At 61.3% G+C, this 14,190-nt stretch carries 10 protein-coding genes; 7 read left to right on the top strand and 3 right to left on the bottom strand.

Annotated features, from left to right (window positions below; all coding sequences use genetic code 11):
- Nucleotides 1–149: 149 nt before the first annotated feature.
- A complete protein-coding gene (locus tag I6F33_RS20695; RefSeq protein ID WP_109144350.1) occupies nucleotides 150–1,127 on the bottom strand; it encodes an AraC family transcriptional regulator in 978 nt (325 codons plus the stop codon).
- Nucleotides 1,128–1,505: 378 nt separating this feature from the next.
- Between I6F33_RS20695 and I6F33_RS20690 the strand changes: the two genes are divergently transcribed.
- The 7 genes from I6F33_RS20690 (at nucleotide 1,506) to I6F33_RS20660 (ending at nucleotide 10,650) form a co-directional block, all read left to right on the top strand.
- On the top strand, nucleotides 1,506–4,808 hold the full coding sequence (locus I6F33_RS20690) for an outer membrane beta-barrel protein (RefSeq protein ID WP_225144010.1): 3,303 nt from the start codon (nucleotides 1,506–1,508) through the stop codon (nucleotides 4,806–4,808).
- 124 nt (nucleotides 4,809–4,932) lie between these two features.
- Nucleotides 4,933–5,763 (top strand): outer membrane protein, encoded by an 831-nt coding sequence (locus I6F33_RS20685; RefSeq protein WP_225144009.1) that lies wholly within the window; start codon nucleotides 4,933–4,935, stop codon nucleotides 5,761–5,763.
- Nucleotides 5,764–5,987: 224 nt separating this feature from the next.
- Nucleotides 5,988–6,710, top strand: coding sequence for a GrlR family regulatory protein (locus I6F33_RS20680; protein ID WP_225144008.1), 723 nt, complete (start codon nucleotides 5,988–5,990; stop codon nucleotides 6,708–6,710).
- Nucleotides 6,711–6,871: 161 nt separating this feature from the next.
- A complete protein-coding gene (locus I6F33_RS20675) occupies nucleotides 6,872–7,345 on the top strand; it encodes a hypothetical protein (RefSeq protein ID WP_225144007.1) in 474 nt (157 codons plus the stop codon).
- A 1,097-nt stretch (nucleotides 7,346–8,442) separates the two neighbouring features.
- Entirely contained in the window at nucleotides 8,443–8,763 is a 321-nt protein-coding gene (locus tag I6F33_RS20670; protein ID WP_225144006.1) for a hypothetical protein, read from the top strand.
- Between the two features lie 291 nt (nucleotides 8,764–9,054).
- Nucleotides 9,055–9,882, top strand: a complete 828-nt coding sequence (locus tag I6F33_RS20665; RefSeq protein WP_249786321.1) for an ABC transporter substrate-binding protein — start codon at nucleotides 9,055–9,057, stop codon at nucleotides 9,880–9,882.
- 204 nt (nucleotides 9,883–10,086) lie between these two features.
- Complete coding sequence (locus I6F33_RS20660; RefSeq protein ID WP_036023379.1) at nucleotides 10,087–10,650, top strand: group 1 truncated hemoglobin; 564 nt, start codon at nucleotides 10,087–10,089, stop codon at nucleotides 10,648–10,650.
- Between the two features lie 432 nt (nucleotides 10,651–11,082).
- Here I6F33_RS20660 and frc read toward each other — a convergent pair whose 3' ends face one another.
- Nucleotides 11,083–12,360, bottom strand: a complete 1,278-nt coding sequence (gene frc / locus I6F33_RS20655) for a formyl-CoA transferase (protein WP_225144004.1) — start codon at nucleotides 12,358–12,360, stop codon at nucleotides 11,083–11,085.
- A gap of 62 nt (nucleotides 12,361–12,422) precedes the next feature.
- Nucleotides 12,423–14,156 (bottom strand): oxalyl-CoA decarboxylase, encoded by a 1,734-nt coding sequence (gene oxc, locus I6F33_RS20650; protein WP_225144003.1) that lies wholly within the window; start codon nucleotides 14,154–14,156, stop codon nucleotides 12,423–12,425.
- Nucleotides 14,157–14,190 lie beyond the last annotated feature (34 nt).

Below are 14,190 nucleotides of genomic sequence, written 5' to 3'. Positions count from 1 at the left end.
AGCCCTGACTTTCTTGCGGACATTTTGCCTCAACACCAACAGGGGCGGCAAGGTGTCTCCGCCTGGCAAGCCGCAGCCACGACGCGATCGGAGGCTATCATGGTGCGTGGTGGACGCGAGCCCAGCGGAGCGCCGGACTGCGCGTCCGATCACATCGGCTCGCCGACATCGCGCCGATAATGCCTCGGCGAAGTTCCGAAGCGGCGGCGGAAACAGCGGTTGAAGTAGGACACCTCGTTGAATCCGCAGGCATAGGCGATATCGCTGATCTTCGATCGGTTGTAGCGGGAATCGAGCAGCATCTTCCGTGCCTTCTGCAACCGCAGCTCGGTGACACGTTCGGTAAAGCTCGATCCGGTCTCCTGCAGCAGTTCCTGGACGTAACGCGGCGAAAGCCCTAACTTGCGTGCAAGTTCGCTCGGCGAAAACGACGGATCAGCGAAACGCCCCCTGATATCTGCGATCACGTCCTGCAGCCGCGCGGCACGCAACCCGCGCCGCGTCGCAAGCTCGGCTGAATCGCCGCGGGCGCCGAGGGCCAGCGCGACCAGATCGATGAGATGCGTGCCGATGTTCTCCTTCAGCACGAGGTCGGCATCGATGTCGGAGTCGATGACGATGGCGAGATAGCGCTCCAGGTGACGCAAGGCGGGCGATGCAGCCAACGGCGTCAAGGCAAGGTCCTCGAAATTCGGCAGCCGCTCGGCCAGCAGCGCGCGCGGCACGGTGATGCCGCGAAAGGCGATCGGCCCATCAAGTTGCGACGCGATCGGCGCGGCGTTGGTATAGAGCATCGCCTCCCCCGCGCCGCGAATGGCTTCGCGGCCTTCCTGCCTGATCAGCGTACTCACACCGTTGAACGTGGTGCCGATGATGTAGTCGCCGCGGGTATCGGCTTCGACGTGACGCTGGGTACGAACTGCCGTCTGAATATTAGCCTCAAGCTGGGTGACCGCGATATCGCCGAGTTTCAGGAATTCGGACCGCGAGTAAAACGGCGCATCGGGAAAGAACGAAATGTCCGCCGCGCACAAATGGTCGGTGAACAGGTCGAGCCACAGCCGCTGGCGCGCACCTTCGTCAAGATGCGCGGGAAGCTGATCCGAAGCGAATACGACCTTGGACATCGTTGCACGGCAAAGTTCAGGTGTAACTTGATACCGCCGCAGAGTTTATCGCGGCGCAAGCGCTACGTGTGCGGTAAAGCGCCGCATTCTCTGCGAGAACCAATTGGCTGCGCGCGCCAGTCTAAGTCGAGCGCGCCGCTGTCAAACTTCGTCATGCTTTGAACGGGCGAATGTATCCACCGAGCAACATGGATTCCGAAAAGGGCAGGCGATGCGGAATCGTTCAACTCGGGTGCAGGCCAGGACAAGAAGCCGATGGCCATGACGTGTCAGTAACTTAGCCATCAAACGACGGCGGCAAGGGCGTGGTGCGCTACGCCTTTTGACGGGGCGCGTTCCTGTGGTTTTGGAGCGCCTGCTTTGGAATTGGGGGGTGGAGTGAAAAAGCTGACATCACTGACGGGCGCTTCATTGGCTGGCGCCTCGATCATGGTTTCTGCAGGAGCTCTGGCCGCCGACCTCTCTGTGAAGGCGCCACCCCGACCCGCTTGGGTGGATAGCTGGGCGGGGCCTTATATCGGCGCCTATTTCGGCGCGGGTGCCGGACGTGTGACGGAATCCTCGACGGGCCGTTTCGGTAACAGTTCTGTCTCGACAAACGCCGGCGTTGTGACGTCGAGCTCGACCTTGGTCGGAACGACCGCGAGCAATCTTGCGGGCGATGTGACCGGTTCGATGGTCGATCTGTTCGCGGGGTATAATTGGCAGGCCGGGAGTATCGTGGCGGGCGGGCAGGTCGAAGGCACGGTCTTTTCCGATGTCGCGTTGAAGCCGTTCGGCAACGAGACACTCAACAGCGTCAGCACCAACGTGCTGCTCGGGGCGGTGACCTCGACGGGTGCCCGCACCGCGATCGTGCAGAGCAACCAGCAGCTGCGCTCGCGGGTCGGGCTGATCGGCCGGGTCGGTTTTCTCGCGCGTCCGGATCTGCTGCTGTATGGCCTCGGCGGCCTCGAGCTCGGTCACTTTACCTTTGCCGACGGCGCCGATCCTTTCGGCGGTGACAACAACAAATGGGTTGCCGGCTACACGGTCGGCGCCGGCGGCGAGCTGAAGCTGACCGGCAATTGGTCGCTGCGCGGCGAGTATCGGTATCTGAACTTTGGCTTCAACCGGAGCGCAGCCGCCAGCTCAACGGCCAGCTCGGCGACGGGCGCAACCACGTCCGTCTCGACTAGCAGTCAATCCTTTTCGTCACGCATAAATGCTGATTTCCACCTGGCCAAGATCGGTCTGGTCTACCAATTCGGTGATTCCGGGCCGCTGTCCGCAATGGCGGCGATACCTTCGGCAGCACGCGGGTCTTCATTCGCAGGCGCCTGGGGTGACAGCTGGGCCGGCCCCTATATCGGTGCTTACGTCAGCGCCGGCGCCGGGCGGGCAAGGCAGACCTCCACGAGAATCGACGACGAAGGCAATGCCAGCAGTCTCGGCGGGTCGTCGGCGTTCACGCGATCAGGATTCGGCAATCTCGCCGGCGACATGACCGGTTCGATGGTCGATCTGTTCGCGGGCTACAATTGGCGAACCGGCAATGTCGTGGTCGGCGGGCAGATCGAAGGCACCCTGTTCAGCGACGTCACCACAAGGATGGTCGGCAACGAGGCATACAGCTCGGTGTCGAGCGACAACGGCGTCGTCACCTCGACAGAATCGGGGACGAACAGCATCGAGGACCGGCAGCAATTGCGCTCGAACGTCGGCGTGATCGGCCGGGCCGGTTATCTGGTGACACCGAATGTGCTGCTGTACGGCCTCGGAGGCCTGGCGCTGGGGCACCTGACCTATCCCGACAATTATCCCGACCCGGAAGCGCAGGTCAGCGACAAGAACGGCAAATGGGTGGCCGGTTATGTCGCGGGCGCGGGCGGCGAGGTCAAGCTGACGGACAGCTGGTCGCTGCGCGGCGAATACCGCTACATGCATTTCGGATATGACCGTAACGAGCCGTCAGGCAACTCGTCGACGTCCGTATCGGGCGGCGGCACCAACACGTCCACCAACAGCACCGTCCACCGGCGGCATATCGATGCCGATTTCCACGTCGGCAAGGTTGGACTGGTTTACCAATTCGGCGCGTCAGGCGCGCGGTCGGCGATGGCGGCACCGCCGGGCCCGGCCTGGAGCGACGGCTGGGCGGGACCCTATATCGGTGCCTATTTTGGTGCCGGTGCCGGACGTGCGGCGGAAACCATCGCAACGAACAACAGCAGGACCAGCACGACCACCAGCGTCGGGACCACGACCTCCACCAGCACTGAATCGGCGCGCGGCCGTCCCGTCGGGGACGTGACGGGCTCGATGGTCGATCTTTTCGCGGGCTACAATTGGCGCGCCGGCAATGTCGTGGCCGGCGGGCAGATCGAAGGCTCGGTGTTCTCCGACGTTACGTTCAACACCATCGGTCCTCAGACATTCACCTCAGTCGACACCTCGAACGGAGCTGTCACCTCGCGGTTCTCGGGCTCGCAAACCGCTGCGAGCCAGGCTCAGCAGCAGCTGCGTTCGAATGTCGGCGTGATCGGCCAGGCCGGTTATCTGTTGACACCGAACGTGCTGCTCTACGGCCTCGGGGGTCTGGCGCTGGGGCATTTCACTAACGCAGACGGGGACTTCAGCCGCGGCGATTCCAGCGGCAAGTGGGTGGCCGGCTACACATTGGGCGCCGGCGGCGAAGTGAAGCTGACAGGCCATTGGTCGCTGCGTGGCGAGTATCGCTATGCGCATTACGGCTTCGACCGCGACGAATCCAGCAAATTCGCATCGAACTCGCAATCGACCGGATCCTCCAGGACCTCTGTGTCCACCGACAGCACCCATCGTCAGATCAATGCCGATTTCCACACCGGGAAGATCGGCATGGTCTACCGGTTCGGTGAAGGCGGACCGCGTTCGGCCATGGCCGCGATGCCTGGCGCGCCCAGCGACCACTGGGCGGGCCCCTATCTCGGCGCCTATTTCGCTGCCGGCGCAGGCCGCGCCCGACAGAACCTCGCCGCGACGGCCGACTCCGCGCAGCAGAATTTCAATGGCGCCGTGCTAACAACGAATGGCGTCGTCAGCACGACGACCCGCGGCAATGCCGTCGGCGACACGATGGGCTCGATGGTCGACCTGTTCGCAGGCTACAATTGGCGAGCCGGCAATGTCGTGGCCGGCGGTCAGATCGAAGGCACGCTGTTCTCCGATGTCGCGTTCAAGACGGTCGGCGAGCAAACGAGGAATACCCGGCAAGTTTCCAACGGTGTCGTGACGACAGGTGTCAATCAGGTGGCGATGCAGGCCAGCGAGCAATTGCGCTCGAACGTCGGCGTGATCGGCCGGGCCGGCTATCTCGTGACCCCGAACTTGATGCTTTACGGTCTCGGCGGCCTGGCGCTGGGCCATTTCACTTTTCCCGATCCCGGCAATTTCGAAGGGCCCAACGGCAAGTGGGTGGCGGGTTATACGGCCGGCGCGGGCGGCGAGTTCAAGCTGACGCAGCGATGGTCATTGCGCGGCGAATATCGCTACATGCACTTCGACATCGACCGCAACGAGACACGGACCAGCTCGAGCACGCAGACCCTGGGCACCACGACCATTTTCAGGTCGAACGCAGACACCTCGTCGCGAAAGACCAGTGCGGATATTCACATTGCGAAGATCGGTGCCGTCTATGGCTTCTGCTATTGCGACTAGGTGCACGGTGGCAAACGCGCATGCAGATGGTGGTTGCGATCACCTCTGTGAAATAGGCAGGCGAAAAGCCGCTACTGAATCGTTCCATGGGTGCGCCGCCTCTCGGCGCAATTTGAGGGAAGTCATGAAATCCATTGTCTCTGGTACTCTCCTGCTCTCGGCTCTCTGTCTCTCCCACGCCGCCTTCGCGGCCGATCTTGCCAGGGCCTACACCAAGGCGCCGCCCGCGCCGGTCGCATTCAGCTGGACCGGTTTTTACGCCGGCGTGCATGGCGGTTATGGCTGGAGCGATCCGACCGCGACCTTCGATCCCGGCGCGCTCGCAACCGGGACGGTGCCCGGCTATGTCGTCACGGGCGGGACTGGGCCGTTCACCCTGGATGTGAGCCCCAAGGGCGGATTCGGCGGCGGCCAAATCGGCTATAACTGGCAGTCCGGCACGTTCGTGTACGGCCTGGAAGCGGATGTCAGCGGCGCTGCCATCAGAGAGACGGCGAGCCGCCCCTTCAGCGTCACCGGAACGATCGGCGGCGACAATGGCGCCTTCACCGGCGTATTCAATCTCAAGCAGGAAATCGACGTCTTCGGCACGATCCGCGGACGTCTCGGATACGCGGCGAACAATGTGCTGATCTACGGTACCGGTGGCTTCGCCTGGGGCCACGTCAAGAACAGCATCTTCACCTCCAACCTCGCCACGCCGAATATCGCCAATTTCAACGGCTTCTTCCCGGCCCTGACGCGAAGCGCGTCCTCGTCCGACGTCCAGGTCGGCTTCTCCGCGGGTGGCGGCATTGAATGGGCTTTCGACCCGCGCTGGACGTTCAAGGCCGAGTACATCTACATCAATCTCGGAAAGTCGAACGGCAATGCTCTTGCATTCCCCGGCGCGTCCTTCACGGACACCGAGGTTCAGCTTCATACGGCCAAGGGCGGCATCAACTATCGGTTTTGACTGAATGGATTTTGTGGTGCTTAGTGGTGGTAACGCAGGCGCGGCCAGTAGCGAACCACGGGTGGGGCAGAGCAAGTCTGCTCTGCCCCGAACTCGGACGTCAACTTGTTCGGCTATCGCGAGGGCGTCATCGACCCCGATGTCGAAATAATCGAACGGTACTCTCGGTCTTCCGAGACTAGCCGCTGAGCAAAAGAGGAGTCCGAGTCAATCGGTGGTGCCGGATGAACGAGTTATCAAGCACTTTCGACGGCCTCTTCAAAAGTGAATTCTCGATCAATCAAATGGTTGGCCGGAGCGTCACGTATGTGCGCCGGGGCAAGTTGCTGGGCGGCAATTCAGGGTTTGCTCATATCGGGAATTACCATGTCGAGGGGGACTCAATCCGTGTCGATGTGACCAGCCGACGACACAATTTTGGCGCCGATCATCAGTCTTTGCTCGGTTCCGACGTCTCGTCAATTTCCGTCGTCGGAAGAGCCGTTGGCAAGGCGTTTCACTTCGAGGGCAGTTCCCCGCAGGTGCCCGGTGCCGTCTTTCGATCCATCATGACCCCGCTGGATGAAAGCGACCTCCCGGCGCCCGGGATGATTGGTGAAGGTGGCATTTCCAACGGATTGTACTCCATCCATCTGAAAATCCTGGACGGCGTCCCCGGCGGCCTGACTGGGGTGATGCTATTGAACAACGGCCGCATCTTGGGTGGCGATGCCTTCTTCTACTATCTGGGGTCATATTCCTCCTCCAACGGTCGATGGAGAGGGCAGATGGTCAATCAAGAGCATACGCCAGCGCGAGGGGAAGACCCGGTATTCGGCGGACACGAGATTGGAATTGGTTTTTCCGGGACGTGCGATGCCGAGGGCGGTTTCCTCGAGGGCACGGCGCTAGCCGGCAAGCGCAGCATCAGGTTCGAAGCTGATCTGAAATTGATCTGCGCTGCTTAGGGAGCGCGAAAGCCGAGGGCGCAGCTGCCGCGCGACGCCGCGCCGCACACCCCATCATTTTTCCAAGCTCAAGTAGTCGAAATAGAGCCACCGAACCGCGGCGTAGCTCGCGAACCGGCCTGTCCTAGTCGCTTTGAGCACTTAAAAGTGTGGAGGAGGAGATGAAACGGCTGCTATTCGTTGGGCTTGTCGCGCTTCAATCGATCGGTATCGGATTGGCTCATGCCCAATCCGACGACTTAGCCAGACGCATCGAGCTGGGCATGAGGCTTATTAAAGTAGGATGCCCTACCGGCTCGGCAACGCAGAAAACAGAAGTGAAGGGAAATGCGACCGGTCGCATTACACTGTTGAGACCTGCTGACGCATCCGCCGACGCCAGTGTCAACTTCACGAAGGAGGAAGCCCACGGGCTGGTGGCTGCACTGCAAAAAGAAGTAACTGACAGCGGAGTCAAACTCTCTGAGCGACAGCTCGATTGCCTAAAGCCCTATATCGACCGAATCTTCGAAGAGCTTTTCCCGAACAAGAAATCAGGTACACGCGATGAAAAGCGTTTAGCTCTTGCAGACCTTCATACTGCATTCAGAAAGATTGCGAGGCACGCGTATGGAGAGCAGATTGGTCCCCTTTGACGTACGGGGTTAGCATCAATGACGACAAAATTGAGATATTCAACAGATCTTCGGCTTATTGGGCTCGCGTCGGCGATCTCAAACCAGAACCGGAATTTGTAACGCACGCTCCGGGGCTTCCACATCTCAGATTATATTGCCTGCTAAGCGACTGCGTGTCTCAGGTCTACAAAGATGGAAATTCCGAAAAAAGAAGCTACGCCCCAGTCTATGTAAAAATCGGAGCAGACCCGAAGCCGCTTGAGAATGCATTTGCTCGCGTGATCCGCCTATATTGAATCTAGCAGTTGTTGTGTCGCTTTTTTCCGCTCTCTGAGAGTTCCTGAGGGAGTGGACGGGTTTGAGCCTGAATCGGGCTAGCGGTCTTTTGGCGCAACCCCCGATTCACTTATCTTAATGAGCTGCGCACTTCCTCTTCTCTACTCTTAGACCGTTCAAGTCTTGTGGCGAGGGCGTCGATGCAGAACCACCGCACGATTGTGTTTGTCGAACGGCTGAACGAACTCTCTTCCCAACTTGCAGAACTAGAAGAACTCCGCCTCAAGGTCGAAGAGGCGGAGCGACTCGCCTGCGCTGTGCATACGTCGCGTTCGCCCGGACCTCTGACCACCCGCTGGAAACACAAATGCGCGCCAGACGCCGCGACATAGATTGGCACTTCGCCACTGTTGTCGTGACGCTGCTCTGGCTAGCGTGCTTTCTGCGACGCTGTTCGTGGTCCTTTTGCGTGGGCACCCCTGAGAGGAGTGACAGTCAGTGAAAGTCGCGTATTGGCTTGTCGCTGACGTCCTTGCGCCTCGCGAGCCTGCGATGCCGCCGCCAAAGCTCGCGGCGATCCGGCACTGGCTGCGCAGCATGCAGAGATGATGCGGCATCATCTTTGTCGACCAGGGTGTCGGCGCATTGAGCCGGTCGAGATAGCCAACGAGCACGGACGCCGATGAACCTCATCCTGAGGAGGCGCGTGAGCGCCGTCTCGAAGGACGAGGCGTGCGCGCAGGCCGCCACCAGTCATATGCGAAGGACGGGGCGGTGATCGATCCTGCGAGGGTCGGCTTCGTCGGTTCTCGCTCGGCGGGGCGACCGGCCTCGTTCTGATGGGGATCGAGCCGGATTTCGCCAGGGTCGCCAGCCTCTGCAAGGAGACGACCGGCATGTGCGCACAGCTTCACAACGGCGAGACGCCGCCCGAGCCGATACAGGACGCGCGCATTCGCGCCGCCGTCATCGTTGATCCCGCACCGGCGACCCTGACGCGAGACACCGCGGACGGTGTAATGCTAAGGGACACGACGAGCGACCATGGTGCGAGCTACGATCTGATTGCAATTAAGCCGGACCGCGCCCCAGTTGACCTCGCCTCCGTGCTGCCGCCGGCCCGTTTATTTGTGCGTGCCACCTGGGGAATACCTGATTAGTTCGGCTGTACTTCTTCCGCTTCTGGCCCTTGGCAGACCTATTGCGGCTTCGTGTTCGACAGCAGCTTTTGACCCGAAGCAGTCATTGCACCCGGTCTCACGAAAAAAGTGCTAAGCTGATCTTCCCACAGGCGTGATCCCTAGAGGGAGCGACGCATGCGACGGCGGGAATTCATAGCCTTCAGCGGTGCCGTAGCAATCCTCCCATATACTGCGGGGGCTCAGGCCCAAGTCCGCCGCGTGGGTGCGCTCCTAGCTAGCCCTCTAAGCAGGCCAATTCTCGAAAGAGTATTGAAGGAGAAAGGATGGCTGTTGGGTCAGAACCTGCTCATAGACTATTGCATAAGCGATGGCGATACTGAGGAGAGCCGCAAGTGCGCGCGCGAATTGATCTCGTTGAAGCCTGATGTCTTGTTCGCGGTTACCAACCCGTCGATGGCGTCACTGCAAGCTGAGGGGTCTAACATCCCGACCGTATTCGCGATGGTCAGCGATCCGATTGGAATGCGCTATGTCGAGACTTTCGCGCGGCCCGGTCGTAATGTTACCGGCTTCACTGCCTTTGTACCATCTCTCGGGGGTAAGTGGGTCTCCCTGCTGAAGGAAATCGCGCCGCAGATTGAGCGGATCGGCGCGATCTACAACCCGGAACCAGGGAATAACTCTGCTGCGTTTCTCGCTTCGATAAAGGCCGCCGCGCAAACCTCCGGAGTGGTTTCGGTGGAGACGCCCCACGGCGATAGCTCCAGCATCGAACGGCTAATCGTATCTCTCCAAGACACGCGGAACGCTGGTCTTGTTTTTCTACCTGACGCACTGACTGCCGCACGACGGAAGGAAATGACCGCGCTTGTTGCTAAGTGCAGGTTGCCCGCGATCTACTTCCTACGACTATTCTGCGATGTAGGGGGTCTTGTTTCGTATGGAGTAAACCTCAATAAAATATATGCAGGCGCGGCATCCTACGTTGATCGAATTTTGCGCGGCGCCAATCCGGCAGACCTGCCAGTGCAAGCTCCGACCGAATTCGAATTCATCATCAACCGCAAGACCGCGAGGGTGCTCGGCTTGGAATTACCCGAAAGCCTCCTAGCCCGCGCCGATGAAGTTATCGAATAGAGAGCCGACTTCCGTTTGTGGCCCATCGCAGACGTCCCGAGCGGCCACACAAGCCAATGTGCGGTGAATCGTTCTTAGCGTGTAACCCCGACGCTTCCATCTTAATCCATCGACCTAAAATTTAATGCCGGAAGAAAGTGACGAATTCTGACCGGCGGCATGCTCCCAACGGATTATCCTGTTGCCTCACCAGAGGAGGTGACCATGGTACAATTTATTCCGACTTCCATCACACGACGAAGCATGGTCGCAGGAATGGCGCTGACCGCCGCCCCGACGACTGCATTGCAGGGAGCGAGTAAGGCATACGCGCAGGCCCAGCAAACCTCGCCTGAGAAAAGTCTGTATGAGCGGCTGGGCGGCGTTTTTGCTATTGCGGCCGTGGTGGATCACTTCAGCGACGCTGTCGTGAAGAATCCCGTCGTGGGCCAGAAGTCCAAGAATCCGCAACTACGAGAATGGCACACCAAGAACCTGACAAGGTTGCCGGGCCTCAAGTTCATGCGGACGCTGTGGGTCTGCGACGTTTCGGGCGGGCCCCTTAAGTTCGCGGCCACCAAGCCTGGCGCGACGCCGCTCGGACTTGAGGAAGCGCACCGCAATCTCAGAATATCTCCGGCAGAGTTCGATGAGGTCGCGGCGGAACTCGGGCGGAGCCTCGACTTTGCCAAGGTCCCTAAGCGCGAGAAAGCCGAGGTGCTGGCTGCGTTTGCCGCGCACAAGGACGAGGTTACCGCCGGGTCTGCGACGGTCGGCAAGCGCGGCTGAAGGGTGATCTTCCCGGTCTTCGCTAGCACCGACTGGCTCCGGCTGGGCGGGCACGTTGGATCGCGCCGCGATCCGTCCAGTTGTGGCCCATGCTGACGTCCCCCGGGCTGACGTCCGATAAGCGCCCTTGGACTCCAGATCTCTGCAGCCCCTTCCGCGAACAGCGTGTGGTCGGGATCCGCTCCGATGTGCAGCAGCCAGCGCCTGATGTGCGCTCCCGGCATGATAGCCACGATGGCATAATACCCCTGTTTTGCCCGACGGGTCAGAAGTTTTTCGTCGAATCAGAAATATCGTTGCGTGCCAACGGGATGGCTACTGTGCATGGGGTTGTTTTCCAGTTTTGATTTTGAGCCTGCGATTGCACGCCTTCACAAGCAAAAGGGGCCGCCCCTTCGGACGGCCCCTTTGGTCTCGTGAAATGTGGTCCGCTTACTCCGCGGCCTGCTTCTGCGGCGGGTCGAGCGCGCCGGACTTGTGGATCTCGGCGACCTGGTGATCGCTGAAGCCGAGCACCGAGCGCAGGATCTCGTCGGTGTGCTCGCCGAGCAGCGGCGATCGCGTCACGTCTGCCGGGCTATCCGACAGCTTGATCGGGTTGCCGACCGAGACGTACTTGCCGCGGGTGGGGTGGTCGACCTCGACCACCGTGCCGGTGGCGCGCAGCGACTGGTCTTCCGCGATCTCCTTCATCGACAGGATCGGGCCGCAGGGGATGTCGTCCTTGTTGAGGATCTCCATCGCCTCGAACTTTGTCTTCGTCATCGTCCACTGCTCGATGCGGGCGAAGATCTCATTCAGGCGCGGCAGGCGCGCGGCCGGCTTGGCGTAGTTCGGATCGGTCTTCCAGCTGGGCTCGCCGATCACATCGCAGATCTTCTCCCAGACCGGGGCCTGGGTGATGAAGTAGATGTAGGCGTTGGGATCGGTCTCCCAGCCCTTGCACTTCAGGATGCGGCCGGGCTGGCCGCCGCCGGAATCGTTGCCGGCGCGCGGCACGGCGTCGCCGAACGGCACGCCTTCGCCGAACTGGCTGTATTCCTTCAGCGGGCCGTGGGCGAGGCGCTGCTGGTCGCGCAGCTTGACGCGGCAGAGGTTGAGCACGCCGTCCTGCATCGCGGCAGTGACGCGCTGGCCCTTGCCGCTGTGGGTGCGCTGGTAGAGCGCGGTGACGATGCCGAGCGCGAGGTGCAGGCCGGTGCCGCTATCGCCGATCTGCGCGCCGGTGACGAGCGGGACGCCGTCGCGGAAGCCGGTGGTGGAGGCGGCGCCGCCGGTGCACTGGGCGACGTTCTCATAGACCTTGCAGTCTTCATACGGTCCGGGGCCAAAACCCTTGATCGAGGCGACGATCATCTTCGGGTTGATCGCCTGGATCTTCTCCCAAGGAAAGCCCATGCGGTCGAGCACGCCGGGGCCGAAATTCTCCACCAGCACGTCGCACTTCTTGATCAACTCGGTGAGGACTTCCTTGCCCTTGGGGTTTTTGGTGTCGAGCGTGATCGAGCGCTTGTTGTGGTTGAGCATGGTGAAATACAGGCTGTCCACGTTCGGGATGTCCTGCAGCTGGCCGCGGGTGATGTCACCCACGCCCGGGCGTTCCACCTTGATCACGTCGGCGCCGAACCAGGCCAGCAGCTGCGTGCAGGTCGGTCCTGACTGGACGTGGGTGAAGTCGAGAATGCGAACGCCCTCGAGCGCTTTGGTCATCGTATTGCTCCGTACTCTGTCTGCCCCTGCACCCGGCAGGGAATAAGGGTTGAGGGGTGGACTTACTTCTTCTTCTGCAGAACGCTCTGTGGATTGAGGTTGCCGATGCGGCCGCTCTCCGAGCCGGCGGCCGGATCGATTACCGCGTTGATGAGCGTCGGCTTGCCGGACTTCATGGCGTCGTTGACGGCGCGCTTGAGCTCGTCGGGCGAGGTCGCGTTCACGCCGACGCCGCCAAAGGCTTCCATCATCTTGTCGTAGCGCGCGCCCTTGACGAACACGGTCGTCGCCGGATCGGAGTTGGCGCCGTTGACGTCGGTGCCGCGATAGATGCCGTCATTGTTGAAGATGACGACGCAGATCGGAAGGTTGTAGCGGCAGATGGTCTCGACCTCCATGCCGGAGAAGCCGAACGCCGAGTCGCCTTCCACCGCCAGCACGGGGTGGCCGGTCTCGAGCGTAGCCGCGATCGCCTGGCCCATGCCGATGCCCATCACGCCCCAGGTGCCGACGTCGAGACGCTTGCGGGGCTTGTACATGTCGATGACGCCGCGGGCGAGGTCGAGTGTGTTGGCGCCTTCGTTGACGAGGATCGCCTCGGGATAGTCCTTGATGACGTTCTTCAGCACACCGAGCGCGCCGTGATAATCCATCGGCGATTTGTTGTTCATGAGCTTCGGCGCCATCTTGGCGACGTTCTCTTCGCGCTTGGTCGAAACGGCGTTGGTCCATTCGGCCGGCGGGGCGGTCCAGGATGATCCCATCGCCTGGTTGAAGGCGGAGACCACCGAGCCTATGTCGCCGACGACGGGCGCGACGATCTCGACGTTGGAATCCATCTCCTTCGGCTCGATGTCGACCTGGATGAACTTCTTCGGCGCCTCGCCCCAGCTCTTGCCCTTGCCGTGCGACAGCAGCCAGTTCAGCCGCGCGCCGATCAGCATGACGACATCGGAGTCCTTCAGCACCGTCGAGCGGGCGGCGCCGGCGCATTGCGGATGGGTGTCGGGCAGCAGGCCCTTGGCCATGCTCATGGGCAGGAACGGAACGCCGCTCTTCTCGACGAAGCTCTTGATCTCCTCATCGGCCTGCGCGTAGGCCGCGCCCTTGCCGAGGATGATGAGGGGGCGCTTGGCGCTCTTGAGCACGTCGAGTGCGCGCTTCACGGATGCGGGCGAGGGGATCTGCGCGGGCGCCGCGTCTATCACCTTGACCAGCGACTTCTGGCCGGCCTCGGCGTTCATGACTTGGCCGAACAGTTTTGCCGGCAGGTCGAGATAGACGCCGCCCGGACGGCCTGAGACCGCAGCGCGGATGGCGCGGGCGAAGCCGATGCCGATGTCCTGGGCGTGCAGTACGCGATAGGCCGCCTTGCACAGCGGCTTTGCGATCGCAAGCTGGTCCATCTCCTCGTAGTCGCCCTGCTGGAGGTCGACGATCTCGCGCTCGGAAGAGCCGGAGACCAGGATCATCGGATAGCAATTGGTGGTGGCGTGGGCGAGGGCGGTGAGACCATTGAGGAAGCCGGGCGCCGACACCGTGAGGCAGACGCCGGGCTTCTTGGTGAGATAGCCGGCGATGCCGGCGGCGTAGCCGGCGTTCTGCTCGTGACGGAACGAGATCACGCGAATACCCGCGGCCTGCGCCATGCGGCCCAAATCCGTGATCGGGATGCCCGGCACATTATAGATGGTGTTGATGCCGTTCAGCTTGAGCGCGTCGATGACGAGATGGAAGCCATCCGTCAGTTCCTGCTCGGTGCCCGGTGCTTCGGACTTGGTCGCGGTATTCAGCATGGGCCTTGTCTCCCTGGTCTCAAGGTCGTTGGGG

The organism is Bradyrhizobium sp. BRP20, from assembly GCF_020194215.1.
GTDB classification, from domain to species: domain Bacteria; phylum Pseudomonadota; class Alphaproteobacteria; order Rhizobiales; family Xanthobacteraceae; genus Bradyrhizobium; species Bradyrhizobium yuanmingense.
The sequence above is the reverse complement of the archived record's forward strand: the minus strand, read 5'-3'. Positions and strand labels throughout refer to the sequence as shown.